Source organism: Bradyrhizobium sp. ORS 285 (assembly GCF_900176205.1).
In the GTDB taxonomy this organism is placed as follows: domain Bacteria; phylum Pseudomonadota; class Alphaproteobacteria; order Rhizobiales; family Xanthobacteraceae; genus Bradyrhizobium.
The window spans coordinates 4,017,659-4,042,503 of the sequence record NZ_LT859959.1 but is presented as its reverse complement, the minus strand read 5'-3'; the positions used below and the strand labels follow the sequence as shown (position 1 = coordinate 4,042,503).

The window sequence follows — 24,845 nt, the reverse complement described above, 5'->3', positions numbered from 1 at the left end:
TGAAAGTCGCGCCAGCGACGCGGCTTTCCCGCGGTGCCGTGCGGTTCCGGCGTTGATTGCGCGTCGGGCAGGGGGTAAAGAAGCGCGCGTGAGGGCGGCTAGCTCAGCTGGTTAGAGCATCTCGTTTACACCGAGAGGGTCGGGAGTTCGAATCTCTCGCCGCCTACCATCCGGGCAAGGCCAATAGCCCGCTCGTCGAACAACGACTATCCAGCCGCGCGTTTCTCCAAGCTGACCGCAATCCGCTCCAGCAACGTGTTCATGCGCTGGGTTTCCGCGATCTGCCGCTCATAGTGTTGATGCAGGTCGGTCGACATCTTCGTGACATTCATTCGTTTGCTGAAGGCGAACCAGATCGCGATCAGGCTCAGAAACGGCAGCCACGAAAAGAATAAATCAACCCATTGGTTCTTCATGCCTACTCTTCAACCCCCATTCTTTGTCGACTCCCGCAGGCTGACGTCTCGCCCGCACCGGTTACTGCCAGTCGCGCAAATTCGTGTGGCGATTGGCCGTGCTTCCGTTACCCTGCTGCGTGGACCGAGGTCGAGGCAAATACATGACCGACTTTCTGCGCCATTGCACCGGAGGCGCTGAACGGACGATCAATGCGGGTGTTGCCCTCCTGGAAGAGGGCGGCGACACCGGGCATCTCTACATCCTGCTGGAGGGGCGGCTGGAGGTCATCAAAGCCGGCGCCACGGTGGCCGTCGTGTCGGAGCCGGGTGCGCTGTTCGGCGAGATGTCGCTGCTGCTGGAGCAGCCGCATACGGCGACCGTGCGGGCGCTGACGGATTGCCGGATCTACGAAATCTTGGATGCGCCGCACTTCCTCGCTGAAAATCCCGAAGCGACACTGGCGATCGCGCGCATGCTGGCGCAGCGGCTCAATGTCGCCAACACCTATCTTGCCGATCTCAAGCGGCAATATGCCGGGCACGGCACGCATCTGGCCATGGTCGGCGACGTCCTGCAGAGCATGATCAACCTGCCGCCGCAGCAGGTCGCGCCAGGAACGGATCTGGAATCCGATCCAAGGCTCTGAGCCAGTCGGGCGCCACCGTGACAGGCTGGGCTGGTCGCTGCAGCGGCTTTGCGAGATCGATCCACTCGGCTTGCCCGGCTGCCAGCCAGAATGCGCGCTGCTCGCCGGTGTCGATCACGATGTAGGTCGGTGGCCGTCCGGGCTGACGGCCGGTGTTGAACAACCAGGTCTCCCCGAGACGATCGAACCACGAGCCGTCCGTAATGAAGGGCGACTGGTGGACATGGCCCGAGATCACCATCGCCGGCCGGTGCCGCGCGATGAAGCCCTCGAGCGCGGTGTCGCCGAAATAGCGCTTGCCGCCCCAGCTCACCGGCGAATTCGCCGGCGGCGCGTGGTGCACCCAGATCCAGTGCGGCGGATGGCGCGCGGCGGCCGCGGCGAGCTGGCGTCCGATCTGCGCCTGGACGAGCGGACCGTCCCACCAGGGGCAGACCGAGACCAGCGTGTCGCCCACCGCGACGTCGTCGCCATCGGCGGCAATGCCCAGCTCCCGGACCGTCCCGATCCAGGCTGCGATCTTCTCGCCCGCCGCGCTGCGCTCCTCCAGATCGTGATTGCCGGAGCAGATCATCACGCGGGTCTTGGCCGCGAGCAGCGCCAGATATTTTTTCACCACCACGATCTGCGCCCGGATGTCGACGATCGAGGCGAGATCGAGCGCATCGCCGGCGAAGATGACCGTATCGAAATGATCGGCCGCCGCGACCAGCCAGTCGAACTGCGGCAGCGTGTAGTGAAGATCGGCAACGACGAGACAGCGCATGAGGCTCCTGACGCGCAGGGTCGAAGCAAGAGCGGGACCAGATTCTGCTCCGCTATCGCATCTCGACGCCGCCAGCGCCAGCAGGCCAAGTCCTTGCATCGGTCGGCCGGCCATTGACGGTATCGCAGGCGGTCTTCGCTGCGGTCGGGTCGCGCGCTCGTGCCTTGACAGGCGAGAGCCATGCGTGCGCGATGCGGTCTCGACGACGGCATCAGACAAGGCGCATCATGCAACTGCCCGCAGGCCACGACCGCAATGCCGACCAGATCGCCTATTGGAACGGGCCGGGCGGCCAGCGCTGGTCGGATCGCCAGGAGGCGCAGGACGTCCTGCTGGCGCCGGTGTCGCAGATCCTGATCGAGCGCATCGCGGCCAAGCCGGGCGATCGCATTCTCGACGTCGGCTGCGGCTGCGGCGGCCTGTCGATCGCGCTGGCCGGGCAGGTGGCGCCTGGTGGATCGGTGCTCGGCGTCGACATCTCCGCGCCGATGCTGGCGCGGGCGCGTGAGGTGGCGCCGGCCAATCTTCCGGTCGAGTTCGTGCTGGCGGACGCCACCGTGCATCCGTTCCCGCCGGCGAACTTCGACCTGCTGGTGTCGCGCTTCGGCGTGATGTTCTTCGCCGATCCCGTGACGTCGTTTGCCAATCTGCGAAGGGCGCTCAAGCCGGGCGGCCGCGTCGTGTTCGCCTGCTGGCGCGAGCCGAAGACCAATCCCTGGATGATCGCGCCGTTGCAGGCGGTGTATCGCCATGTGCCGAAGCTGCCGGAGATGGCGCCGGAGGATCCCGGTCCCTTCGCCTTTGCATCCGAGACGCGCGTCACGCGCATTCTCGGCCAGGCGGGCTTCAGCGATGTGGCGCTCGAGGCCCATGCGCTGTCGCTCGACATCGCGCGCGGGCATGGGCTCGAGGCGGCCGTGCAATCGGCGTTCGAGATCGGCCCCGCCAGCCGCGCGCTGGAGGGCCATCCCGCTGAGACGCGCGAGGCCGCGCGCCAGTCGGTCCGCGAGCTGCTCGCCCAATACGAGAGCGGCGGCAGCGTCACGCTGTCGGGCTCGATCTGGCTGGTGACGGCGCGCGCCTGAGGCCCGCGCCGCGCGGCTTCAGGAGCGCTCCTCCCAGATCATCGCCAGATGCACGATGGTCTGCACCGCCTTCTCCATGTCGCGGACGCTGACCCATTCCTGCCTGGAGTGGAAGGCGTGCTCGCCGGCAAAGATGTTGGGGCAGGGCAGTCCCATGAAGGACAGCCGTGAGCCGTCGGTGCCGCCGCGAATCGAGGTCCGAACCGGAGTCAGCCCGGCGCGACGGATCGCGTCCTCGGCATAGGTCACGATCTCCGGGTGGAGGTCGATGACCTCCTTCATGTTGCGATACTGCGCCTTGACCTGCATCTCGTAGCTGGAGCGCGGGTAGTCCCGCATCACGTCCTTGACGATGTCCTCGAGCAGCGCCTCCTTCTGCCGCAGTCCCTGCTCGCTGAAATCGCGCACGATGAAGTCGAGCCGGGCCTGCTCCAGCGTGCCGGACACGCCGACGGGATGCAGGAAGCCTTCCTTGCTCTCGGTGGTCTCCGGCGAACTGGTGTCCTTCGGGAGTCGATCGACGATCGCGGAGGCGATCTTGATGGCGTGCTCCATCTTGCCCTTGGCAAAGCCGGGATGCGCGCTGACGCCGTTGACGATGATGGTCGCACCGTCCGCCGAAAACGTCTCGTCCTCGATGTTGCCGGCGGTCTCGCCGTCCATCGTGTAGCCGAAGTCGGCGCCGAGCTTCTTCAGGTCGACGCGGTCGACGCCGCGGCCGATCTCCTCGTCTGGCGTGAACAGGACCTTGATCGTGCCGTGCTTGATCTGGGGATTGCTGAGCAGGAATTGCGCGGCATCCATGATCTCGGCGATGCCCGCCTTGTTGTCGGCGCCGAGCAGGGTGGTGCCGTCGGAGGTGACGATATCGCAGCCGATCTGGTCCTTCAGGGCCGGATGCTCGGCCGGGCGGATCACCTGGGCCGGATCACCCGGCAGCACGATCTCGCCGCCCTGATAGTTGCGCACGATCTGCGGCTTCACATTGGCCCCGGAGCAATCCGGCGAGGTGTCCATATGCGAGCAGAAGCAGATCACCGGCACGGTCTTGTTGGTGGTCGCCGGGATCGTCGCATAGACGTAGCCGTGATCGTCCAGGTGAGCATCCGCCAGGCCCATCGCCTGCAACTCGGCGGCGAGCAGACGGCCGAGATTCTTCTGCTTCAATGTCGAGGGGCAGGTGGGCGATGTCGGGTCCGACTGGGTGTCGATCACGACATAGCGCAGAAACCGCTCGAGGACGGAGTGGGTGAAGTTCAGCGACGGGTCAGGCATGAGCACCAGAAATGCTGGAGGATTATATTACCTTCAATAGCAAAGATAATTAATATATCAGGTTGCGTATACCACATACCAGTTCTGCGCGCCGCCGTTAGTATGTCACACTAGGCGCGGGAGGAGCCATTCGGAATCCGCGCTTCGCTCTGATCGGATCAGGGGGCGGGGCCGGCGTTTCGGCTCAACTGGGCGCCTCTTGGATCCGCGTGTCCAGCGGTTCGGAGGACCCTCCGCTTCGATGGTGGTGACGATTCGCGGCCATTCATCCCGATGTGCTGCAAGGCGAGTGAAGGGGAGTTCGGGCGGTCAGAGCCTGAGGGTGAGTCGAGTGACCGGGGCAGGAGGTCGGCGATCCGGTTCAAGCCTCGTTGGATGCGAGTCCCAGCTGATCTGCTGCTGAGAGCCGGACGATACGGCGTCTTGCGGCCTGCGGCTGGCTCATCGCCGCGTGGAAATGGTCCTGATCGACCCCGTGCAGGCGTAGCAGCGATGGTGTCGGGTCGTCTTGGGCGCCCATCAACGACTTCTCACAAATCCGGTTTCATTGTCCTTGACTTCGAAACATCGCCCCTTTAAGTCGCACTCCTCCGCGGGATTTCGCGATCACGCGGGAGTAGCTCAGTTGGTTAGAGCGCCGGCCTGTCACGCCGGAGGTCGCGGGTTCGAGCCCCGTCTCTCGCGCCATTTCAAATGGCTCCCTCGTTGATCCGCCCGCCGGCTCCCTCTCCAAACGCTCCAGCCTCAGTCGACCTCTCGGTATGCCCTCGTGCTGCGCTTCGCGTGCGGCAACTCGCTGATCGGCTGGCTGGACAACAAAAAAGGCCGCCCCAAGGGCGGCCCAGCACAGATCTGGAGCTGACCGGCGCAGCGCGAACGGCGCTCAGCGCACCATCGAGTCGTTGGAACTGGTCACGACCACCGCCTTGCCGGCCTTGACGGGCGCATGCGAGGCCGTCTGGCTGTAGTCGGCATTGGTCCGGGCCGCGATCCCGAAGGCGGTCACGGCGATGCCTGCAATGAGGGCCACGACCACGATCTTGAGATGGGTCGAGCGGTCTGCGGAATGGATCGAGTGGTTCATGTCAGCCTCCCGGCGTCTCAGAGCGCCACTTTGTTGGCCGTATATCTACCGCCGCTTTGTTTCGATCCGGTTTCTTGGTTTCCTCAAAATGGTTTCATCGGTTGCAGGGCTCGGCGCAGCAATCGGGAGTAAGCGGCCCGGTCGATGGCCGCCTCGATCAGCGCCAGCGGCGCCGTGATCCAGGCGCCGGCTGCGCTACGCTGCTCCTTGATTCGGCAGGGTGCCGCGACCATCTAACTCGATAGCGGAAGCGTATCGGGTCATCAGCCAACCGCACCCCACCCGCGGTTATCCGATCGCTGCTCCGCACCCCGTCTCCGACCAGCTCTGCCTGCGCACAGTGTCGTGCGTGCTCGCGATCGCTGACCCTCTCAGCAATCGGTCGATGTCGAGTCGAACACCGTATTGCTCCGGGTCCGTGATGCGAGCGTAGCCCCCATGCTGCGGCGGTCGCACTCACCTGTGTGTCCGGGTTTCCGCAATGTGGGGAGGGATGACGGGCTTGAGATGGCTTGTCTTGCGCGGCTTGGTGCGCTGCGCTAAGGCTTCGACCAATTCCAATGCAGCGAGTCTGCGGTTTGCACCGAAACCGCAGAGGAAAGTGGCGCCGATGACCGGCATCCTTCAGAACTATCTCCCCCTCGTCGTTTTCATAGGTGTTGCAGCCATCATCGGCGTGGTGCTGCTGATCGCGCCGTTCGTGGTCGCCTACCAGCAGCCCGATCCCGAGAAGCTCTCCGCGTACGAATGCGGCTTCAATGCGTTCGATGACGCGCGCATGAAGTTCGACGTCCGCTTCTACCTGGTTGCCATCCTTTTCATCATCTTCGACCTCGAAGTCGCCTTCCTGTTCCCCTGGGCAGTCGCATTCGGCAAGCTCGGCGCGGCCGGCTTCTGGTCGATGCTGGTGTTCCTGGCCGTGCTGACGGTCGGGTTTGCCTACGAATGGAAGAAAGGCGCGCTTGAATGGGATTGAGCCCGACCCCGTCCTCCGGTCCGGTGATCGCACCGGCCCCGAAGGGCATTCTCGATCCCGCGACCGGCAGGCCTGTTGGTGCCAACGACCCGTATTTCCTCGAGGTCAAGCACGAGCTGTCGGACAAGGGATTCTTCGTTGCCACCGCTGACGATCTCATCACCTGGGCCCGCACCGGCTCGCTGATGTGGATGACGTTCGGCCTGGCCTGCTGTGCCGTCGAGATGATGCAGGTCTCGATGCCGCGCTACGACGTCGAGCGCTTCGGCTTCGCGCCGCGTGCCTCGCCGCGCCAGTCCGACGTGATGATCGTGGCAGGCACCTTGACCAACAAGATGGCGCCGGCGCTACGCAAGGTCTACGACCAGATGCCGGAGCCGCGCTACGTCATCTCGATGGGCTCCTGCGCCAATGGCGGCGGCTACTACCACTATTCCTATTCGGTGGTCCGCGGCTGCGATCGCATCGTTCCCATTGACATCTATGTGCCCGGCTGTCCGCCGACCGCGGAAGCGCTGCTGTACGGAGTTCTGCTGCTGCAGAAGAAGATCCGGCGCACCGGCACCATCGAACGCTGAAGGTTTTGGTCATGGACGACGGCAGGCTCGACGCCCTTGGGCAGACGATCGTGAGCGCGCTCCCGGGCGCGGCGCTCGGTCATTCGGTCGCTTTCAACCAGCTCACGGTCAACGTCGAGCCGGCCCGGATCGTCGAGGTCGTGAAGCATCTGCGCGATGACCCGGCCTGCCGGTTCATCAACTTTACCGACATCACGGCGGTCGACTACCCCGAGCGCGCCAAGCGCTTCGAGGTCGTCTACCACTTCCTGTCGCCGGCCCTGAACACGCGCATCCGGCTCAAGGCGGAGGCCGACGAGACGACGCAGATCCCGTCGCTGATCGACGTCTTCCCGGGCGCCGACTGGTTCGAGCGCGAGACCTACGATCTCTACGGCGTGATCTTCGTCGGCCATCCCGATATGCGCCGCATCCTCACCGACTACGGCTTCGATGGCCATCCGCTGCGCAAGGACTTCCCGACGACTGGCTTCGTCGAGGTGCGCTACGACGACCAGGAGAAGCGGGTGATCTACGAGCCGGTCCGGCTCAACCAGGAATTCCGCAAGTTCGATTTTCTCTCGCCCTGGGAAGGCGCGGACTATCCGCTGCCGGGCGACGAGAAAGCGAATAAGTGAGTGGGAGCGCAGGCATGAACGAGCAGAGCCCCGCACTTCGCAATTTCACGATCAATTTTGGTCCGCAGCATCCGGCGGCGCACGGCGTGTTGCGCCTTGTTCTTGAGCTCGATGGTGAGGTTGTGGAGCGCGTCGATCCGCATATCGGCCTGCTGCATCGCGGCACCGAGAAGCTGATCGAGAGCAAGACCTATCTGCAGGCGATGCCCTATTTCGATCGGCTCGACTACGTCGCGCCGATGAACCAGGAGCATGCGTTCTGCCTTGCCGCCGAGCGTCTGCTCGGCATCGAGGTTCCGCGCCGCGGCCAGCTGATCCGCGTGCTCTATTCCGAGATCGGCCGGCTGCTGTCGCATCTGCTGAACGTCACCACGCAGGCAATGGACGTCGGCGCGCTGACCCCGCCGCTGTGGGGCTTCGAGGAGCGCGAGAAGCTGATGGTGTTCTATGAGCGCGCCTCCGGCTCGCGCATGCACGCCAACTACTTCCGCATCGGCGGCGTCCACCAGGACCTGCCGACCAAGCTGATCGACGACATCGACGCGTTCTGCGATCCGTTCCTCAAGGTGGTCGACGACCTCGACCAGCTGCTCACTGGCAACCGCATCTTCAAGCAGCGCAACGTCGATATCGGCGTCGTCACTCTGAAGCAGGCCTGGGAGTGGGGCTTCTCGGGCGTGATGGTGCGCGGCTCGGGCGCGGCCTGGGACCTGCGCAAGTCCCAGCCCTATGACGTCTACGCCGAGATGGATTTCGATATTCCGATCGGCAAGAACGGCGACTGCTACGACCGCTATCTGATCCGCATGGAAGAGATGCGTCAGTCGGTGCGCATCATGAAGCAGTGCATTGCCAAGCTGCGCGCGCCGGACGGGCAGGGCCCGGTGCTGATCACCGACAACAAGATCGCGCCGCCGCGCCGTGGCGAGATGAAGCGCTCGATGGAAGCGCTGATCCACCACTTCAAGCTCTACACCGAAGGCGTCCACGTGCCGGCCGGCGAGATCTATGCCGCCGTCGAGGCGCCGAAGGGCGAGTTCGGCGTCTATCTCGTCTCCGACGGCACCAACAAGCCGTACAAGTGCAAGATCCGCGCCCCGGGCTTCGCCCATCTGCAGGCGATGGACTTCCTGTGCCGCGGCCATCTGCTCGCCGACGTGTCGGCCATCCTCGGCTCGCTCGACATCGTGTTCGGAGAGGTGGATCGCTGATGGGCCATGCGCCGATCCAGTTCGACCGTGCTTCAGGGGCGCTCGAAGGAGCGAACCTCTGGGAGCGCACGGCTGCATTGGCGCTGTCCACCGGCTCGAAGATCTCTTCGCACTTCTCGCATCGCGGCTACAATCGCTGCGCCAATCTGCTGCGCCTGGCCCTGCCGGAGCGCAATCTCGCGGTAAAACTCAATTCGGACGCCGTGTTCGAGTTCCCCTACGGCGACGGCTATTGGAGCAAGCTGCTCAACCGCGACTACACTTACGAGGATGAGCTCGAGCTGCTGTTCCTCGGCGCTGTCGACGTCGACTACACCTTCATCGATGGCGGTGCCAACTATGGCTACTGGTCGGTGCTGGTCTCCAGCGCGCCTTATGGCGCGCACAAGGTGATCGCGATCGAGCCGTCCGCGGCGAACTTCGCCAAGCTTGCCAACAATGCTGACATCAATGGCGGCCGCTTCGAGGTGATGAAGTGTGCCATCGGCGAACGTCGCGGCACGGCGGTCCTGACCGGGACCAAACACGAGGCGTTCAGCATCGCCGGCGGCAGCGACGGCGGCGAGCAGGTGCCTGTGCTGGCGCTCGATGACCTCATCGACGACGGCAAGGTCGCGGCCTCCGGCAAGTATCTCATCAAGCTCGACGTCGAAGGTGTCGAGATCGAAGCGATCAAGGGCGGGGCGCGGCTGCTCGCGACCGACAGCATGATCCTGTGCGAGGAGCACGGCCAGGACCGCAATCATACGGTGTCGCGCTACATCCTCGACGAGACGCCGATGCAACTCCTGGTCTACGACCCCGCGAGCGGTCGCTTCGAGACCGTGACCGAGCTGTCGATCCTCGACCGCATCAAGGTGTCCACGCACGTCGGCTATAACGTGTTCGGAACTGCAAGTGCCTTCTGGCAGAATCGCGTCGCAGCGCTCAATGCAAGTGCCGCGCGCCGCATGCAATGAAAGACTAGAGAGCCATGTCCGTCCGCCGTCTTGCCCCGAAGGAAGTCCAGCCCGCGAGCTTTGCGTTCACGGAGGAAAACCTCGCCTTCGCCAAGGCCCAGATCGCCAAATATCCGGAAGGCCGCCAGGCCTCGGCCGTGATCGCGATCCTGTGGCGCGCGCAGGAGCAGAACGCCGGCTGGGTGTCGGAAGCGGCCATCCGGGTCGTCGCCGACATGCTGGGCATGCCCTATATCCGCGTGCTCGAGGTCGCGACCTTCTACACGATGTTCCAGCTGCAGCCGGTCGGCAAGAAGGCGCATGTCCAGGTCTGCGGCACGACGCCGTGCCGGCTGCGCGGCGCCGAGGAGCTGATCGAGGTCTGTAAGCACCGCATCCATCACGACCCGTTCCACCTCTCCAAGGACGGCGACTTCAGCTGGGAAGAGGTCGAGTGCCTCGGCGCCTGTGTGAATGCGCCGATGGTGCAGGTCTGGAAGGATACCTATGAGGACTTGACGCCGGAAAGCTTCGGCAAGGTGCTCGACGGCTTCGCGACCGGCAATCTGCCGACGCCGGGTCCGCAGAACGGCCGCCAGTTCTCGGCGCCGGCGGGCGGACCGACGACGCTCAAGGAGAAGACATGAGCCGCAATCGCATCCGCGTTGCGGCCCTGAGCCAAGAGGGCGCCGCGATGAAGAACTGGCGCTACGTGGCGCTGCATACGCTTGCAGCCGCCGCTTTCATTTTCGTACTGCAGCGGTTCGCGCTGAACGCGACGCTTCAGTCCAGTCTGCTGTGGGCCTTGGTATTCGGCGGCTGCGCCGCCTTCATCGCCACCATGCAGTCGAACCGCTGATGTCAGAGGAAGCCGTCTGATGCTCGACGACAAGGACCGCATCTTCACCAACCTCTACGGCCTGCATGATTGGGGCCTCGAAGGCGCACGCCGTCGAGGAAGCTGGGACGGCACCAAGGGGCTGATCGACAAGGGCCGCGACTGGATCATCAACGAGATGAAGGCGTCCGGCCTGCGCGGCCGCGGCGGCGCCGGCTTCCCGACCGGCCTGAAATGGTCGTTCATGCCGAAGGAATCGACCGACGGCCGGCCGAGCTATCTCGTCGTCAACGCCGACGAGTCCGAGCCCGGCACCTGCAAGGATCGCGAGATCATGCGGCACGATCCGCATCATCTCGTCGAGGGCTGTCTGCTCGCCAGCTTCGCGATGAACGCGCACACCTGCTACATCTATGTGCGCGGCGAGTTCATCCGCGAGCGCGAGCGGCTGCAAGCGGCGATCGACCAGGCCTATGACGCGAAGCTGGTCGGCAAGGACAACATCCACGGTTGGCCGTTCGACATCTACGTCGCGCATGGCGCCGGCGCCTATATCTGCGGCGAGGAGACCGCGCTGCTCGAGAGCCTCGAGGGCAAGAAGGGCCAGCCGCGGCTGAAGCCGCCATTCCCGGCAAACGTCGGCCTTTATGGCTGCCCGACCACGGTCAACAACGTCGAGTCGATCGCGGTCGCGCCGACCATCCTGCGCCGCGGCGCGTCGTGGTTCGCCGGCATTGGCCGCCCGAACAATGTCGGCACGAAACTGTTCTGCATCTCCGGTCACGTCGAGCGGCCCTGCAACGTCGAAGAGGCGATGGGCATCCCGTTCCGCGAGCTGATCGAGAAGCATTGCGGCGGCATCCGCGGCGGCTGGGACAATTTGAAGGCCGTCATCCCCGGCGGTTCGTCGGTGCGCATGGTGCCGGCCGAGCAGATCATCGACACGCCGATGGATTTCGACAGCCTGTCGAAGCTGCGCTCGGGCCTGGGCACCGCGGCCGTGATCGTGATGGACAAGTCGACCGACCTGATCCGGGCGATCGCGCGCATCTCCTATTTCTACAAGCATGAGAGCTGCGGCCAGTGCACGCCGTGCCGCGAGGGCACCGGCTGGATGTGGCGCGTGCTGACCCGCATGGCCGAGGGCCGCGCACACAAGCGCGAGATCGACATGCTGCTGGAGGTCACCAAGCAGATCGAGGGACACACGATCTGCGCGCTGGGCGACGCCGCGGCCTGGCCGATCCAGGGCCTGATCACGCATTTCCGTCACGAGATCGAAGCGCGCATCGACCAGTATTCGCACAAGGCCGATGTCGACGATGTCGGCGTGCGCGATCCCGCGCACATGGTGGCGGCGGAGTAGGTGATGGCGGTCCTGTCCGCCAGCGAGGTTTTCCCCCGCGCTTGCGCCCTCACGGCGCGCGGCGCGGTGGTCCGTGGTTTGAGAGAGATGTGAGGCAATGACCAAGATCATCATCGATGGCAAAGAGATCGATGTGCCGCCGGAGTACACGCTGTTGCAGGCGTGCGAGGCGGCGGGCGCCGAGATTCCGCGCTTCTGCTATCACGAGCGGCTGTCGATCGCCGGCAACTGCCGGATGTGCCTCGTCGAGGTGAAGGGCGGACCGAAGCCGGTCGCGAGCTGCGCCTGGGGCGTGCGCGACTGCCGGCCGGGCCCGAAGGGCGAGCCGCCGGAGATCTCGACGCGGTCGCCGATGGTCAAGAAGGCACGCGAAGGCGTGATGGAATTCCTTCTGATCAACCATCCGCTGGACTGCCCGATCTGCGACCAGGGCGGCGAGTGCGACCTGCAGGACCAGGCGATGGGCTATGGTGTCGACACCAGCCGCTACGCCGAGAACAAGCGCGCCGTCGAGGACAAATATCTCGGCGCGCTGGTCAAGACCTCGATGACCCGCTGCATCCAGTGCACGCGCTGCGTCCGCTTCTCGGCGGAGGTGTGCGGCGTGCCGGAAATGGGCGCGACGGGCCGCGGCGAGGACATGGAGATCACGACCTATCTCGAGCAGGCGTTGAGCTCAGAGCTGCAGGGCAATCTGGTCGACATCTGCCCCGTGGGCGCGCTGACCTCGAAGCCCTATGCCTTCGCCGCCCGTCCGTGGGAGCTGGGCAAGACGCAGTCGATCGACGTCATGGACGGCCTGGGCTCGGCGATCCGCGTCGACACACGCGGTCGCGAGGTCATGCGCATCCTGCCGCGCGTCAACGACTCCGTGAACGAGGAGTGGATCTCCGACAAGACGCGCCACGTCGTCGACGGCCTGCGCACGCAGCGACTGGATCGTCCCTATGTGCGTGAGGACGGCAAGCTGCGCCCGGCCACGTGGGCGGAGGCGTTCAAGGCCATCGCGGCCAAGCTCTCCCGCATCGACGGCAAGCGCATCGGCGCCATCGCCGGCGATCTCGCGGCCGTCGAGGAGATGTACGCGCTGAAGGATCTGCTCGCCAAGCTCGGTTCGACCAATGTGGCGGTGCAGGGCGGTGACAGCTTCGATGCCAAGCTCGGCCGTTCGTCCTATCTGTTCAATCCGACCATCGCCGGCATCGAGCAGGCCGACGCGATCCTGCTCATCGGAGCCAATCCGCGCAAGGAAGCGGCCGTGCTCAACGCCCGCATCCGCAAGCGCTGGCGTTCGGGCCAGCTCAAGGTCGGCGTGGTCGGCCCGAAGGCCGATCTCACTTACTCCTATGAGCACATCGGCGCGGGCACGGACTCGCTGAGCGACGTCGCCGCCGGCAAGCATTCCTTCGCGACCGCGTTCCGCAACGCCAAGAACCCGATCGTGCTGGTCGGCGCTGGCGCCGCCTCGCGCCATGACGGCGGCGCGATCCTGGCGCTGGCCGCCAAGATCGCGATGGACGTCAACGCGGTGCGCGACGACTGGAACGGCTTTGCCGTGCTGCACGACACCGCCTCCCGCGTTGGCGCGCTCGACATCGGCTTCAACGGCACCGGCCTCACTGGCGCCCAGATGACCACCTTCGGCACCATGGACGTGATGTTCCTGCTCGGTGCCGACGAGGTCGAGGTGCCCGAGGGCGTGTTCACCGTCTACATCGGCACCCATGGTGACCGCGGCGCGCATCGCGCCGACGTCATCCTGCCGGGCGCGGCCTACACCGAGAAGTCCGGCCTCTACGTCAACACCGAGGGCCGGGTGCAGATCGCGGCGCGTGCATCGTTCCCGCCGGGCGAGGCCCGCGAGGACTGGGCGATCATCCGCGCTCTCTCCGACGTGCTCGGGCGCAAGCTCGGCTACGACTCGCTGGCGGCGCTGCGCGCCGAGATCATCAAGGCGGTGCCGCATCTCGGCCGCATCGACCAGATCGAGGCCGGCACAATCGCCGACATCAAGACCCTGGCGGGCAAGGGCGGCAGCCTCGAGAAGGCGCCGTTCAAGCCTGTCATCGACGACTTCTATCTCACCAATCCGATCGCGCGCGCATCGGCGGTCATGGCGGAATGCTCCCGCCTGGCTTCCGGGCAGATGCTGACGGCAGCGGAGTGAGCGTGACCTGATGGCTGATTTCTTCGCAAGCTCGTTCTGGACCGGCTTCCTCTGGCCGCTGATCATCATGATCGCGCAGAGCGTGCTGCTCCTCGTCGTCCTCCTGGTCGCGATCGCCTACATCCTGCTCGCCGACCGCAAGATCTGGGCAGCCGTGCAGATCCGCCGGGGTCCGAACGTGGTCGGGCCCTGGGGCCTGTTCCAGTCGTTTGCCGACCTCCTGAAGTTCGTGCTCAAGGAGCCGATCATTCCGGCCGGCGCAAACAAGGGTGTGTTCCTGCTGGCGCCCTTGGTGTCCTGCGTGCTCGCGCTGGCGGCCTGGGCGGTGATCCCGACCAATCTCGGCTGGGCGATCGCCGACATCAATGTCGGCATCCTCTTCATCTTCGCGATCTCGTCGCTGTCGATCTACGGCATCATCATGGCCGGCTGGTCGTCGAACTCGAAGTATCCCTTCCTGGCGGCGCTGCGCTCCGCGGCGCAGATGGTGTCCTACGAGGTCTCGATCGGCTTCGTGATCATCACCGTGCTGCTGTGCGCCGGCACCTTGAACCTGTCGGCCGTGGTCGAGGCGCAGCATGCGCGCGGCCTCGCCAGCCTGATCGGCCTGCCGCAGCTGACGATCCTGAACTGGTACGTCTGGCCGCTGTTCCCGATGTTCGTGGTGTTCTACGTCTCGGCGCTGGCCGAGACCAACCGCCCGCCCTTCGACCTGGTCGAAGCGGAATCGGAGCTCGTCGCCGGCTTCATGGTCGAATACGGCTCGACGCCGTATCTCCTGTTCATGCTCGGCGAATATGTCGCGATCACCACGATGTGCGCGCTGGCGACGATCCTGTTCCTGGGCGGCTGGCTGCCGCCGATCGACGTCGCGCCGTTTAACTGGGTGCCGGGCGTCATCTGGTTCTCGCTGAAACTGTTCTTCATGTTCTTCCTGATCGCGATGGCGAAAGCGATCGTGCCGCGCTACCGCTACGACCAGTTGATGCGACTCGGTTGGAAGGTGTTCCTGCCGCTGTCGCTGGTCATGGTGGTCGTTGTCGCGGGCGTTCTGCACTTCGCCGGCATCGCGCCGAAATGAGGCTGTCATGAACATCTCCGCCACTGCACGGTCGCTGCTGCTGCAGGAGTTCGTCTCCGCGTTCTTCCTCGCGATGCGCTACTTCTTCCAGCCCAAGCCGACCCTGAACTACCCGTTCGAGAAGGGCCCGATCTCGCCGCGCTTCCGCGGCGAGCATGCGTTGCGCCGCTATCCCAACGGCGAAGAGCGCTGCATCGCCTGCAAGCTCTGCGAGGCCGTCTGCCCGGCGCAGGCGATCACCATCGAGGCCGGTCCGCGCCGTAACGACGGCACCCGCCGCACCGTGCGCTACGACATCGACATGGTGAAGTGCATCTATTGCGGCCTGTGCCAGGAAGCCTGTCCGGTGGACGCCATCGTCGAGGGCCCGAACTTCGAGTTCGCGACCGAGACCCGCGAGGAGCTGTACTATGACAAGGCCAAGCTGCTCGCGAACGGCGACCGCTGGGAGCGCGAGATCTCCAAAGCCATCGCGCTCGACGCGCCGTACCGCTGAGGCCGTCCGATGATCCTTCCTGCGCTCTTCTTCTATTTGTTCGCGGCGGTCTGCGTGGCCTCGGCCGTGATGGTGATCGTCTCGAAGAACCCCGTTCACTCGGTGCTCTATCTGATCCTCGCCTTCGTCAACGCCTCCGGCCTGTTCGTGCTGATGGGCGCGGAGTTCCTGGCGATGATCCTGATCGTCGTCTATGTCGGCGCGGTCGCGGTGCTGTTCCTGTTCGTGATCATGATGCTCGACGTGGACTTCACCGAGCTCCGCGAGGGCTTCCTGCAGTACATGCCGATCGGCCTCGTGATCGGCGGCATCTTCCTGTTCGAGCTGCTGCTGACGGTGTCCTACTGGGTCATCAACCCGACGACGCCGAAGGCGATCACGGCGGCGATCCCGACCAACGTCACCAACACCGAGGCGCTCGGCCTCGTGCTCTATACGAAGTACGTCCATTACTTCCAGCTGTCGGGCATGATCCTGCTGGTGGCGATGATCGGCGCGATCGTGCTGACCTTGCGCCACAAGGCGAGCGTCAAGCGCCAGGACATCAACGTCCAGAACGCCCGCACGCCGGAGATGGCGATGGCCGTTCGCAAGGTCGCGGTCGGGCAGGGGCTGCAGGACACGGATGCCGCGGAGTGGGTGAAATGACCATCGGACTGGGGCACTACCTCGCGGTCGCCGCGATGCTGTTCACGCTCGGCATCCTCGGCATCTTCCTGAACCGCAAGAACATCATCGTGATCCTGATGTCGGTCGAGCTGATCCTGCTCGCCGTCAACATCAACCTGGTGGCGTTCTCGACCTTCCTCGGCGACATCGTCGGCCAGGTGTTCGCGCTGCTGGTGCTGACGGTTGCCGCGGCCGAGGCCGCGATTGGTCTTGCGGTGCTGGTGGTGTATTTCCGCAACCGCGGCTCGATCGCGGTCGAAGACGTCAATCTGATGAAGGGCTAAGGCGCATGATCCGCAAGAGTGGGGGCCGGCTCGCCGGCAAGGTCATGCGTAAGGGAACGGGCGAATGATCCAGGCCATTGTCTTTCTGCCGCTGCTGGGCGCGATCCTGGCCGGCCTGATCGCGCTGCTCGGTGCGCATGGGCGCCATCCGAGCGGCGAGGAGGTCGAGCATCACGATCACGGTCATGCGCATGGCGCCGCCGACGCGCATGCCCATGCGCATGACGACCACGCTCACGACGACCATGGCCATGGCCACGACGATCACCATGTCGCCGAGCCGCCAGCCTCCGGCACCTGGGCCGCGCAGGCGATCACCACAGCGCTGCTGTTCGTCTCGGCCGCGCTGTCCTGGGCGACCCTGGTCAGCGTCGGCTTCATGCACCACGAAGCTGGTGTGAAGGAGCTGCTGCCCTGGATCAATTCCGGCGAGTTGCAGGTGTCCTGGTCGCTGCGCGTCGATACGCTGACGGCGGTGATGCTGGTCGTGGTGACGAGCGTGTCTTCGCTCGTGCATCTCTATTCGATCGGCTACATGGACGAGGATCCGAACCGTCCGCGCTTCTTCGCCTATCTCTCGCTGTTCACCTTCGCGATGCTGATGCTGGTGACCGCGAACAACCTCGTGCAGCTGTTCTTCGGCTGGGAGGGCGTGGGTCTGGCGAGCTACCTGCTGATCGGCTTCTGGTTCCAGAAGCCCTCGGCCAATGCTGCCGCCATCAAGGCCTTCGTCGTCAACCGCGTCGGCGACTTCGGTTTCGCGCTCGGCATCTTCGCGATCTTCCTGCTGACGAAGTCCACCGACTTCGAAACCATCTTCGCCGCTGCGCCGAGCATTGCGGGCAAGACGACGATCAACTTCCTCGGCTGGCACGCCGACGCGCTGACCTTGACCTGTCTGCTGCTGTTCATGGGCGCGATGGGCAAGTCGGCGCAGTTCCTGCTGCACACCTGGCTGCCGGATGCGATGGAAGGTCCAACCCCGGTGTCGGCGCTGATCCACGCCGCAACCATGGTCACCGCCGGCGTGTTCATGGTGGCGCGCCTGTCGCCGCTGTTCGAGCTCGCGCCGAACGCGCAGGCCGTCGTGATGTTCTTCGGCGCCACCACCGCCTTCTTCGCGGCGACCGTCGGCCTCGTGCAGAACGACATCAAGCGCATCGTCGCCTATTCGACCTGCTCGCAGCTCGGCTACATGTTCGTGGCGATGGGAGCAGGAGCCTACTCGGTCGGCATGTTCCATCTGTTCACGCATGCCTTTTTCAAGGCGTTGCTGTTCTTGGGCGCCGGCTCGGTGATCTACGCGATGCACCACGAGCAGGACATCCGCAACATGGGCGGCCTGTGGCGCAAGATCCCCTACACCTTCGCGGTGATGACGGTCGGCACCCTGGCGCTAACCGGCTTCCCGGGCTTCGCCGGCTTCTTCTCCAAGGACGCGATCATCGAGGCCGCCTATGCCGCGCACAATCCGTTCGCGACCTATGCCTACTTCCTCACGATCGTCGCGGCCGGCCTGACCTCGTTCTACTCCTGGCGTCTGGTGTTCAAGACCTTCTTCGGCGCGCCGCACGACCAGCATCACTACGACGCGGCGCACGAGAGCCCGATCTGGATGCTGATCCCGATCGGCGTGCTCGCGGCCGGTTCGATCCTGGCGGGCTTCCCGTTCAAGGGCCTGTTCGTCGACCCCCACGGTGTCGAGCACTTCTTCGGCGAGTCGCTGAAGATGAACCCGCACATCCTGGAGGACATGGAGCACATGCCGTTCTGGCTGGGCCAGCTGCCCTTCATCATGATGGTCGGTGGCTTCGCGGTCTCTTACTTCTTCTACATCAAGCGTCCGGACATTCCGGAGGAGCTCGCCGCGCAGCAGCCGCTGCTCTACAACTTCCTGCTCAACAAGTGGTACTTCGACGAACTGTATGACGTGATCTTCGTCCGTCCGGCGAAGTGGCTCGGCCGCTTCCTCTGGAAGAAGGGCGACGGTTTCGTCATCGACGGGTTCGGTCCGGATGGCGTCTCCGCGCGGGTGCTCGACGTCACGCGCAACGTCGTCAAGATCCAGACCGGTTATCTCTATCACTATGCCTTTGCCATGCTGATCGGCGTCGCCGGCCTGATCACCTGGTTCATGTTCATGGGGGGCCAGCAATGACCACCTGGCCAATTCTCTCTGTCGTCACCTTCCTGCCGCTCGTCGGTGCGCTGCTGATCTATCTGGTCCGCGGCGACGACGAGGCCGCCCACCGCAATGCGCGCTGGATCGCGCTGTGGACCACGCTGATCACCTTCGCGGTGTCCGTGATCCTGGTGCTGCGCTTCGACCCCGGCCAGACCGACTTCCAGTTCGTCGAGAAGAAGAACTGGCTGGCGGCCGGCATCAGCTATCACATGGGCGTCGACGGCATCTCGCTGCCGTTCGTGATCCTCACCACTGCCCTGATGCCGTTCTGCATCGTGGCGAGCTGGAAGTCGGTCAAGAACCGCCTGCGCGAATACATGATGGCGTTCCTGATCCTGGAAACGCTGATGGTCGGCACCTTCTCGGCGCTCGACCTCGTGCTGTTCTACCTGTTCTTCGAGGGCGGCCTGATCCCGATGTTCCTGATCATCGGTGTCTGGGGCGGTCCGCGCCGGGTCTACGCGTCGTTCAAGTTCTTCCTCTACACGCTGCTCGGCTCGGTGCTGATGCTGCTCGCCATCATGGCGCTGTACTGGAACGCCGGCACCACCGACATTCCGACCCTGATGCACACTGCGGTGCCGCGCAACCTGCAGACCTGGGCATGGCTCGCCTTCTTTGCCTCCTTCGCGGTGAAGATGCCGATGTGGCCGGTTCACACCTGGCTGCCGGATGCGCACGTCGAGGCGCCGACCGCCGGCTCGGTCATCCTGGCCGCGATCCTCCTGAAGATGGGCGGCTACGGCTTCCTGCGCTTCTCGCTGCCGATGTTCCCGCTGGCGTCGCACGACTTCGCGCCGCTGGTCTGGACGCTGTCGGCGATCGCGATCATCTACACCTCGCTGGTCGCGCTGATGCAGGAGGACATCAAGAAGCTGATTGCCTACTCGTCGGTGGCGCATATGGGCTTCGTCACGATGGGCATCTTCGCCGGCACCATGCAGGGCGTTGCCGGCGGCGTGTTCCAGATGATCTCGCACGGCATCGTGTCGGGTGCGCTGTTCCTCTGCGTCGGCGTCGTCTACGACCGCATGCACACCCGCGAGATCGCGGCCTATGGCGGCCTCGTCAACCGGATGCCGATCTACGCGCTGGTGTTCATGGTGTTCACCATGGCCAATGTCGGTCTGCCCGGCACCTCCGGCTTCGTCGGCGAGTTCATGACCCTGCTCGGCACCTTCAAGGTGTCGATCCCGACCGCGTTCTTCGCGACCTTCGGCGTCATCCTCTCGGCCGGCTACGCACTGTGGCTGTACCGCAAGGTGGTGTTCGGCGCGCTGACCAAGCCGTCGCTCGCGAGCATCAAGGACCTCACGCTGCGTGAAGGCGTGATCCTGTTCCCGCTGGTCGCGCTGACCATCCTGTTCGGCGTCTATCCGAAGCCGATCCTGGACCTGTCGGCGGCCTCGGTGCAGCAGCTCGTCACCAACTACAATACCGCCGTGACGGCCGTGAAGGCCGCCGCGCTGCTCCAATGATGAGACTAATGATGAGACCCCTGGGGTCGGGACAGAGACGATGATCGAGAATCTTGGGCCTCAGCTTTGGGTGGTGCTGCCGGAGCTGCTGCTGGCCTTGGGGGCCATGGCGCTGTTGATGCTGGGTGCGTTTCGCGGGCAGGGGACGACGGGGATCGTCACCGGCCTGGCGGTCGTGCTGCTGATCGTGGTCGGCATCCTCGTTCTGAGGCAGCCGGCCGGACAGGCGTTCGGCGGCAGCTTCATCGCCGACAGCTACGCGCGTTTCCTGAAGATCCTGGCGATCATCGGCTCGATCGGAACGCTGGCGATGTCGGCGGAGTTTCTCTCCAAGCCGGACCGGCGCATCTTCGAATACGCGATCCTGGTGCTGCTCTCGACCTTGGGCATGCTGGTGCTGATCTCGGCCGGCGACCTCATCGCTCTCTATCTCGGCCTCGAATTGATGTCGCTCGCGCTCTACGTTGTCGCAGCCAGCCATCGCGACAACGTTAAGTCGACCGAAGCCGGCCTGAAGTACTTCGTGCTCGGCGCGCTGTCGTCGGGCATGCTGCTCTACGGTGCCTCGCTGGTCTATGGCTTCACCGGCACGGTGAGCTTTGCCGGGATCGCGGCGGCGACTAAGACCGGCAGCGTCGGCATCATCTTCGGCCTCGTCTTCCTGTTCGCCGGCATGTGCTTCAAGGTCTCGGCGGTGCCGTTCCACATGTGGACGCCTGATGTCTACGAGGGCGCGCCGACCCCGGTCACTGCGTTCTTCGCCTCCGCGCCGAAGGTCGCGGCGATCGCGGTGTTTGCCCGCGTCGCGTTGACCGCGTTCCCCGGCATCACCTTCCAGTGGCAGCAGATCATCGTGTTCGTCTCGATCGCCTCGATGGCGCTCGGCTCGTTCGCCGCGATCGGCCAGACCAACATCAAGCGCCTGATGGCCTATTCGTCGATCGGCCACATGGGCTTCGCGCTGGTCGGCCTCGCCGCCGGCACGGTGGAGGGCGCGCAGGGCGTGCTGACCTATATCGCGATCTACGTCGCGATGACGCTCGGCTCGTTCGCGGTGATCATGGCGATCAAGCGGAACGGCCAGTCATTCGAGAAGATCAGCGATTTCGCAGGCCTCTCGCGCACCAATCCGCTGCTCGCCTTCTTCTTCGCGATGCTCTTGTTCTCGCTGGCCGGCGTGCCGCCGCTCGCGGGCTTCTTCGCCAAGTGGTACGTCTTCGTCGCCGCGATCAAGGGCGGGCTGTTCACGCTGTCGGTGATCGGCGTGCTCACCAGCGTGGTCGGCGCCTACTACTACCTGCTGATCGTCAAGACCATGTATTTCGACGAGCCGCTGCCGACGGTCGATCCGGTCCGGATCGAGCTGCGCACCGTGCTTGCGATCTCCGGCATCTTCAACATTCTGTTCTTCGCCTATCCCGGCCCGCTGGTCAGCGCCGCCGCGGCCGCGGCGAAGTCGCTGTTCTAGATGATTTTTGCTCTCGGAGCCCGTGCCGCGGCCAGCGGCTACGGGCTCGTCGTCTTCGATCAGGCCGGCTCGACCAATATCGAGGCCATGGCCGCTGCGCGCCAGGGCGCCAAGGCGAGCTGGTTCGTCACGACGGAACAGACGGCCGGGCGCGGTCGTCGCCAGCGCCCCTGGATCGCCCCGCGCGGCAATCTCGCGTCATCGGTCCTCGAAGTGCTGAACGTCGCGCCCGCCGTTGCGGCCACGCTCGGCTTTGCCGCCTGCCTGGCGATATCGAGCGCCCTGCGGCAGGTGAGCCGGGAGGCCGTGCTGCGATCGGGTGGCAGTTCGAACCTCGATTTCTCCGTGAAATGGCCCAACGACGTGCTCGCCGGCGGCCGCAAGATCGTCGGCATGCTCCTCGAGGCCGAGCAGGTGGCCGGCGGCCTGGCAGTGGTGGCAGGCATCGGAACCAACGTGGTGGCCGCGCCGACCGATACCCCGACACCGGCGGTCTCACTGCGAGATCTCGGAGTCGAGGTCAGCGCCGAGGATCTGTTCACCGCTCTGTCCGATTGCTGGGTCGAATATTTCGGCATCTGGAACGCTGGGCGTGGCTTCGGCGAGATCCGAAAGCTGTGGCTGGAGCGTGCCGCAGGCCTCGGTCAGCCCGTCGCCATCAGGTCCGGACATGCTATCATCGAGGGGATTTTCGACACGATCGATGAACAGGGTTGTATGCTGGTGCGGACCGCGGAGGGACGATTGGAGCCGATCACGGCCGGTGATGTTCATTTCGGCTCGGTTGCATCCAAAGGAGCGGTCTAGATGGCGCGTCCCGACGAATTGACATTTGCGCCGCTCGGCGGCGTGGGCGAGATCGGCATGAACCTGTCGATCTACGGCCTCGGCAATCGCCACCAGCGCTCCTGGCTCGCGATCGATCTCGGCGTCTCCTTCGGCGACGAGGAGCATCTGCCGGGCATCGACCTGATCATGCCCGACGTGAGTTTCCTGGAGAAGGAAGGCAAGAACCTCGTCGGCCTCGTGCTGACGCACGCGCATGAGGATCATTTCGGCGCCATCATCGATCTCTGGCCGCGGCTGAAATGCCCGATCTACGCGACCAAGTTCAGCGCCGCGCTGTTCGAGGCGAAGTGCGAGGCCGAGCGGCTGCCGGCCAAGATCCCGGTCAGGGTGATCCCATCAGGCGGCCGGGTCGATATCGGCCCGTTCAACGTCGAGTTCATTCCAGTCGCACATTCGATCCCGGAATCGCATGCGCTCGCGATCCACACCGAGGTCGGCACCGTCCTGCACACCGGCGACTGGAAGATCGATCCGACCCCGGTGCTGGGCGCGCCGACCGACGAGAAGCGGCTGCGCGAGCTCGGCGATGCCGGCCTGCTCGCGCTGATCGGCGACTCCACCAATGCCGTGCGCGAGGGACGTTCGCCCTCCGAGGCCGAGGTTGCCAAAACGCTCACCGCGCTGGTCAAGGAAGCCAAGGGGCGCGTCGCCGTCACCACGTTTGCCTCCAACGTCGCGCGCATTCGCGCCGTTGCCGACGCCGCGCGCGAGGCCGAGCGCGAGGTCGTCATCGTCGGCCGCGCCATGGAGCGCGTCGTCCAGGTCGCGCGCGAGACCGGCTATCTCGACGGCGTGCAGAATTTCCGCGGCATGGATCTCTACGGCCACTTCCCGCCGGACAAGGTGCTGGCGTTGTGCACCGGCAGCCAGGGCGAGCCGCGCGCGGCGCTGGCGCGCATCGCCAACGACGATCATCCGCTAGTGACCCTGAACAAGGGCGACACCGTCATCTTCTCCTCGCGCACCATTCCCGGCAACGAGAAAGCAGTCGGCGCCGTCATCAACGGGCTGGTGCAGCAGGGCATCGAGATCATTACCGACCGCAATCATCTCGTTCACGTCTCGGGCCATCCGCGCCGTGACGAGCTGCGCGACATGATCGCCTGGACGCGGCCGCAGCTTTTGATTCCCGTCCACGGCGAGGCGTTGCACCTGCACGAGCACGCACGTCTCGCGCGCGCCTGCGGCGTGCCCAAGGTGATCACCTGCCGCAACGGCGACCTGATCAAGCTCGGTCCCGGCGATCCCGGGATCATCGATCAGTTGCCGGCGGGACGCCTCTACAAGGACGGCACCATCCTCGAGGATTCGAAGTCACGCGCCGTCGTCGAGCGCCGCAAGATGAGCTTCGCCGGCTGCATCTTCGTGGCCATGGCCGTCACCGAGAAGGGCGAGCTGGTCGACGATCCCGAAGTCGACATGGTCGGCATCCCCGAGAAGACGACAGCTGGCGAGCAGATGGACGACATCGTGTTCGACGCCGTCGTCTCGACCTTCGAAGGCCTGCCGCGCGCGCGCCGGCGCGATCCCGATGCCGCCGCGGAATCGGTCCGGCGTGCCGTGCGATCCGCCGTCAACGAGCAGTGGGGCAAGAAACCGATCTGCCTCGTCCACGTATTGGAAGTCTGAGCACGCAAGGCCGATTGAACGGCCTGAAATCGAAGAGTGGAGGATCTCATGCTGGGCCGGCTGAACCACGTCGCCATCGCGGTCAAGGACGCCGAGAAGGCGGCGAAGATCTATGGCGCGGCGTTCGGCGCTGAGATCTCCGCGCCGCTGTCGCTGCCGGACCACGGCGTCATCACCGTGTTCGTGACCTTGCCCAACACCAAGATCGAGTTCATCCAGCCGCTCGGTGAGTCCTCGCCGATCGCGAAGTTTCTGGAGCGCAACGCCGATGGCGGCATCCACCATGTCTGCTACGAGGTGCCCGACATCATCGCCTCGCGCGACACGCTGATCAAGGAGGGCGCCCGCGTGCTCGGCGACGGGCTGCCGCGCATCGGCGCCCATGGCAAGCCGGTGCTGTTCCTGCATCCGAAGGATTTTTCCGGCGCGCTCGTCGAGATCGAGCAGGCCTGAGGCTCGGCACGATCATGGTCTATACGATCTCAACCTGGCTCGCGATCTACTTCGTGTTGTGGTGGGTCACCCTGTTCGTGACGCTGCCCTTCGGTGTGCGCAGCCAGCACGAGACCGGCGGTGCCGCGCCCGGCACCGATCCCGGCGCACCGACGATCAGCCTGATGGGGCGCCGCCTGATCTGGACCACATTTCTGTCGGCCGTGATCTTCGGCCTCGCGCTGGCAGCCTATCAGGCCGGCTATCTCAGCATCGAGCGACTGTCCAAGCTGATGGGCCTGCCGTTCTAAAGCATGATCCGGAAAAG

26 protein-coding genes and 2 tRNA genes are annotated in these 24,845 nt (G+C 64.8%); 24 read left to right on the top strand and 4 right to left on the bottom strand.

Annotated elements, in window-relative coordinates; genetic code table 11:
* The first annotated feature begins 92 nt into the window (after positions 1-92).
* Positions 93-169, top strand: a tRNA-Val gene (locus BRAD285_RS18225).
* A gap of 37 nt (positions 170-206) precedes the next feature.
* Here BRAD285_RS18225 and BRAD285_RS18220 read toward each other — a convergent pair.
* Positions 207-416 carry a hypothetical protein gene (locus BRAD285_RS18220; protein ID WP_006611020.1) on the bottom strand — a complete coding sequence of 70 codons (210 nt, stop codon included), beginning with the start codon at positions 414-416 and terminating at the stop codon, positions 207-209.
* Between the two features lie 143 nt (positions 417-559).
* Between BRAD285_RS18220 and BRAD285_RS18215 the strand changes: the two genes are divergently transcribed.
* Positions 560-1,045 carry a Crp/Fnr family transcriptional regulator gene (locus BRAD285_RS18215; RefSeq protein WP_006611019.1) on the top strand — a complete coding sequence of 162 codons (486 nt, stop codon included), beginning with the start codon at positions 560-562 and terminating at the stop codon, positions 1,043-1,045.
* Here BRAD285_RS18215 and BRAD285_RS18210 read toward each other — a convergent pair.
* Positions 984-1,811, bottom strand: a complete 828-nt coding sequence (locus tag BRAD285_RS18210; protein WP_006611018.1) for a metallophosphoesterase — start codon at positions 1,809-1,811, stop codon at positions 984-986. The genes BRAD285_RS18215 and BRAD285_RS18210 overlap by 62 nt on opposite strands.
* Before the next feature lie 227 nt (positions 1,812-2,038).
* On the opposite strand from BRAD285_RS18210, the gene BRAD285_RS18205 reads away from it, so the two are divergent.
* Entirely contained in the window at positions 2,039-2,896 is an 858-nt protein-coding gene (locus BRAD285_RS18205) for a class I SAM-dependent methyltransferase (RefSeq protein ID WP_006611017.1), read from the top strand.
* Between the two features lie 18 nt (positions 2,897-2,914).
* On the opposite strand, the gene pepT is transcribed toward BRAD285_RS18205, so the two are convergent.
* Positions 2,915-4,171 carry a peptidase T gene (gene pepT / locus BRAD285_RS18200; RefSeq protein WP_006611016.1) on the bottom strand — a complete coding sequence of 419 codons (1,257 nt, stop codon included), beginning with the start codon at positions 4,169-4,171 and terminating at the stop codon, positions 2,915-2,917.
* A 610-nt stretch (positions 4,172-4,781) separates the two neighbouring features.
* Between pepT and BRAD285_RS18195 the strand changes: the two genes are divergently transcribed.
* Positions 4,782-4,858, top strand: a tRNA-Asp gene (locus BRAD285_RS18195).
* A 196-nt stretch (positions 4,859-5,054) separates the two neighbouring features.
* Here the strand turns inward: BRAD285_RS18195 and BRAD285_RS18190 are convergent.
* Complete coding sequence (locus BRAD285_RS18190; protein ID WP_006611014.1) at positions 5,055-5,255, bottom strand: hypothetical protein; 201 nt, start codon at positions 5,253-5,255, stop codon at positions 5,055-5,057.
* 610 nt (positions 5,256-5,865) lie between these two features.
* Here BRAD285_RS18190 and BRAD285_RS18185 point away from each other — a divergent pair.
* The 20 genes from BRAD285_RS18185 to BRAD285_RS18090 all read left to right on the top strand — a co-directional run bounded on the left by BRAD285_RS18185 (position 5,866) and on the right by BRAD285_RS18090 (position 24,828).
* Positions 5,866-6,231 (top strand): NADH-quinone oxidoreductase subunit A, encoded by a 366-nt coding sequence (locus BRAD285_RS18185; protein WP_006611013.1) that lies wholly within the window; start codon positions 5,866-5,868, stop codon positions 6,229-6,231.
* On the top strand, positions 6,228-6,809 hold the full coding sequence (locus tag BRAD285_RS18180) for an NADH-quinone oxidoreductase subunit B family protein (RefSeq protein ID WP_006611012.1): 582 nt from the start codon (positions 6,228-6,230) through the stop codon (positions 6,807-6,809). The genes BRAD285_RS18185 and BRAD285_RS18180 overlap by 4 nt, the downstream gene beginning before the upstream one ends.
* Positions 6,810-6,820: 11 nt before the next feature.
* Positions 6,821-7,426: an NADH-quinone oxidoreductase subunit C gene (locus BRAD285_RS18175; RefSeq protein WP_006611011.1), complete on the top strand. Its 606-nt coding sequence runs from the start codon at positions 6,821-6,823 to the stop codon at positions 7,424-7,426.
* Positions 7,427-7,440: 14 nt separating this feature from the next.
* The gene (locus BRAD285_RS18170; RefSeq protein ID WP_006611010.1) at positions 7,441-8,637 is read left to right on the top strand and encodes an NADH-quinone oxidoreductase subunit D; all 1,197 of its coding nucleotides are present in this window, start codon (positions 7,441-7,443) and stop codon (positions 8,635-8,637) included.
* Positions 8,637-9,596, top strand: coding sequence for an FkbM family methyltransferase (locus BRAD285_RS18165; RefSeq protein WP_006611009.1), 960 nt, complete (start codon positions 8,637-8,639; stop codon positions 9,594-9,596). The genes BRAD285_RS18170 and BRAD285_RS18165 overlap by 1 nt, the downstream gene beginning before the upstream one ends.
* 14 nt (positions 9,597-9,610) lie before the next feature.
* Positions 9,611-10,222 (top strand): NADH-quinone oxidoreductase subunit NuoE, encoded by a 612-nt coding sequence (gene nuoE, locus BRAD285_RS18160; protein WP_006611008.1) that lies wholly within the window; start codon positions 9,611-9,613, stop codon positions 10,220-10,222.
* The gene (locus tag BRAD285_RS18155) at positions 10,219-10,434 is read left to right on the top strand and encodes a hypothetical protein (protein ID WP_006611007.1); all 216 of its coding nucleotides are present in this window, start codon (positions 10,219-10,221) and stop codon (positions 10,432-10,434) included. Before nuoE ends, BRAD285_RS18155 begins: the two co-directional genes overlap by 4 nt.
* 19 nt (positions 10,435-10,453) lie before the next feature.
* Positions 10,454-11,779 (top strand): NADH-quinone oxidoreductase subunit NuoF, encoded by a 1,326-nt coding sequence (nuoF, locus tag BRAD285_RS18150; RefSeq protein ID WP_006611006.1) that lies wholly within the window; start codon positions 10,454-10,456, stop codon positions 11,777-11,779.
* A 97-nt stretch (positions 11,780-11,876) separates the two neighbouring features.
* Positions 11,877-13,946, top strand: a complete 2,070-nt coding sequence (gene nuoG, locus BRAD285_RS18145) for an NADH-quinone oxidoreductase subunit NuoG (protein ID WP_006611005.1) — start codon at positions 11,877-11,879, stop codon at positions 13,944-13,946.
* Between the two features lie 10 nt (positions 13,947-13,956).
* Positions 13,957-15,027: an NADH-quinone oxidoreductase subunit NuoH gene (nuoH, locus tag BRAD285_RS18140; protein WP_006611004.1), complete on the top strand. Its 1,071-nt coding sequence runs from the start codon at positions 13,957-13,959 to the stop codon at positions 15,025-15,027.
* A gap of 7 nt (positions 15,028-15,034) precedes the next feature.
* On the top strand, positions 15,035-15,523 hold the full coding sequence (nuoI, locus tag BRAD285_RS18135; RefSeq protein ID WP_006611003.1) for an NADH-quinone oxidoreductase subunit NuoI: 489 nt from the start codon (positions 15,035-15,037) through the stop codon (positions 15,521-15,523).
* A 9-nt stretch (positions 15,524-15,532) separates the two neighbouring features.
* The gene (locus BRAD285_RS18130; RefSeq protein WP_006611002.1) at positions 15,533-16,171 is read left to right on the top strand and encodes an NADH-quinone oxidoreductase subunit J; all 639 of its coding nucleotides are present in this window, start codon (positions 15,533-15,535) and stop codon (positions 16,169-16,171) included.
* Positions 16,168-16,476: an NADH-quinone oxidoreductase subunit NuoK gene (gene nuoK / locus BRAD285_RS18125; protein ID WP_006611001.1), complete on the top strand. Its 309-nt coding sequence runs from the start codon at positions 16,168-16,170 to the stop codon at positions 16,474-16,476. Before BRAD285_RS18130 ends, nuoK begins: the two co-directional genes overlap by 4 nt.
* 64 nt (positions 16,477-16,540) lie before the next feature.
* Positions 16,541-18,634, top strand: a complete 2,094-nt coding sequence (gene nuoL, locus BRAD285_RS18120; protein WP_006611000.1) for an NADH-quinone oxidoreductase subunit L — start codon at positions 16,541-16,543, stop codon at positions 18,632-18,634.
* The gene (locus BRAD285_RS18115; protein ID WP_006610999.1) at positions 18,631-20,139 is read left to right on the top strand and encodes an NADH-quinone oxidoreductase subunit M; all 1,509 of its coding nucleotides are present in this window, start codon (positions 18,631-18,633) and stop codon (positions 20,137-20,139) included. Before nuoL ends, BRAD285_RS18115 begins: the two co-directional genes overlap by 4 nt.
* 40 nt (positions 20,140-20,179) lie before the next feature.
* Positions 20,180-21,607 (top strand): NADH-quinone oxidoreductase subunit NuoN, encoded by a 1,428-nt coding sequence (gene nuoN / locus BRAD285_RS18110; protein WP_006610998.1) that lies wholly within the window; start codon positions 20,180-20,182, stop codon positions 21,605-21,607.
* The gene (locus BRAD285_RS18105) at positions 21,608-22,414 is read left to right on the top strand and encodes a biotin--[acetyl-CoA-carboxylase] ligase (RefSeq protein WP_006610997.1); all 807 of its coding nucleotides are present in this window, start codon (positions 21,608-21,610) and stop codon (positions 22,412-22,414) included.
* The gene (locus BRAD285_RS18100) at positions 22,415-24,085 is read left to right on the top strand and encodes a ribonuclease J (RefSeq protein WP_006610996.1); all 1,671 of its coding nucleotides are present in this window, start codon (positions 22,415-22,417) and stop codon (positions 24,083-24,085) included.
* A gap of 48 nt (positions 24,086-24,133) precedes the next feature.
* A complete protein-coding gene (gene mce / locus BRAD285_RS18095; protein ID WP_006610995.1) occupies positions 24,134-24,538 on the top strand; it encodes a methylmalonyl-CoA epimerase in 405 nt (134 codons plus the stop codon).
* Positions 24,539-24,552: 14 nt separating this feature from the next.
* Entirely contained in the window at positions 24,553-24,828 is a 276-nt protein-coding gene (locus tag BRAD285_RS18090; protein WP_006610994.1) for a DUF1467 family protein, read from the top strand.
* Positions 24,829-24,845: the final 17 nt, after the last annotated feature.

Coding starts and splice junctions, on each gene's coding strand:
- BRAD285_RS18220 (WP_006611020.1), bottom strand. CDS start 416: ATGAAGAACCAATGGGTTGATTTATTCTTTTCGTGGCTGCCGTTTCTG.
- BRAD285_RS18215 (WP_006611019.1), top strand. CDS start 560: ATGACCGACTTTCTGCGCCATTGCACCGGAGGCGCTGAACGGACGATC.
- BRAD285_RS18210 (WP_006611018.1), bottom strand. CDS start 1,811: ATGCGCTGTCTCGTCGTTGCCGATCTTCACTACACGCTGCCGCAGTTC.
- BRAD285_RS18205 (WP_006611017.1), top strand. CDS start 2,039: ATGCAACTGCCCGCAGGCCACGACCGCAATGCCGACCAGATCGCCTAT.
- pepT (WP_006611016.1), bottom strand. CDS start 4,171: ATGCCTGACCCGTCGCTGAACTTCACCCACTCCGTCCTCGAGCGGTTT.
- BRAD285_RS18190 (WP_006611014.1), bottom strand. CDS start 5,255: ATGAACCACTCGATCCATTCCGCAGACCGCTCGACCCATCTCAAGATC.
- BRAD285_RS18185 (WP_006611013.1), top strand. CDS start 5,866: ATGACCGGCATCCTTCAGAACTATCTCCCCCTCGTCGTTTTCATAGGT.
- BRAD285_RS18175 (WP_006611011.1), top strand. CDS start 6,821: ATGGACGACGGCAGGCTCGACGCCCTTGGGCAGACGATCGTGAGCGCG.
- BRAD285_RS18170 (WP_006611010.1), top strand. CDS start 7,441: ATGAACGAGCAGAGCCCCGCACTTCGCAATTTCACGATCAATTTTGGT.
- BRAD285_RS18165 (WP_006611009.1), top strand. CDS start 8,637: ATGGGCCATGCGCCGATCCAGTTCGACCGTGCTTCAGGGGCGCTCGAA.
- nuoE (WP_006611008.1), top strand. CDS start 9,611: ATGTCCGTCCGCCGTCTTGCCCCGAAGGAAGTCCAGCCCGCGAGCTTT.
- BRAD285_RS18155 (WP_006611007.1), top strand. CDS start 10,219: ATGAGCCGCAATCGCATCCGCGTTGCGGCCCTGAGCCAAGAGGGCGCC.
- nuoF (WP_006611006.1), top strand. CDS start 10,454: ATGCTCGACGACAAGGACCGCATCTTCACCAACCTCTACGGCCTGCAT.
- nuoG (WP_006611005.1), top strand. CDS start 11,877: ATGACCAAGATCATCATCGATGGCAAAGAGATCGATGTGCCGCCGGAG.
- nuoH (WP_006611004.1), top strand. CDS start 13,957: ATGGCTGATTTCTTCGCAAGCTCGTTCTGGACCGGCTTCCTCTGGCCG.
- nuoI (WP_006611003.1), top strand. CDS start 15,035: ATGAACATCTCCGCCACTGCACGGTCGCTGCTGCTGCAGGAGTTCGTC.
- BRAD285_RS18130 (WP_006611002.1), top strand. CDS start 15,533: ATGATCCTTCCTGCGCTCTTCTTCTATTTGTTCGCGGCGGTCTGCGTG.
- nuoK (WP_006611001.1), top strand. CDS start 16,168: ATGACCATCGGACTGGGGCACTACCTCGCGGTCGCCGCGATGCTGTTC.
- nuoL (WP_006611000.1), top strand. CDS start 16,541: ATGATCCAGGCCATTGTCTTTCTGCCGCTGCTGGGCGCGATCCTGGCC.
- BRAD285_RS18115 (WP_006610999.1), top strand. CDS start 18,631: ATGACCACCTGGCCAATTCTCTCTGTCGTCACCTTCCTGCCGCTCGTC.
- nuoN (WP_006610998.1), top strand. CDS start 20,180: ATGATCGAGAATCTTGGGCCTCAGCTTTGGGTGGTGCTGCCGGAGCTG.
- BRAD285_RS18105 (WP_006610997.1), top strand. CDS start 21,608: ATGATTTTTGCTCTCGGAGCCCGTGCCGCGGCCAGCGGCTACGGGCTC.
- BRAD285_RS18100 (WP_006610996.1), top strand. CDS start 22,415: ATGGCGCGTCCCGACGAATTGACATTTGCGCCGCTCGGCGGCGTGGGC.
- mce (WP_006610995.1), top strand. CDS start 24,134: ATGCTGGGCCGGCTGAACCACGTCGCCATCGCGGTCAAGGACGCCGAG.
- BRAD285_RS18090 (WP_006610994.1), top strand. CDS start 24,553: ATGGTCTATACGATCTCAACCTGGCTCGCGATCTACTTCGTGTTGTGG.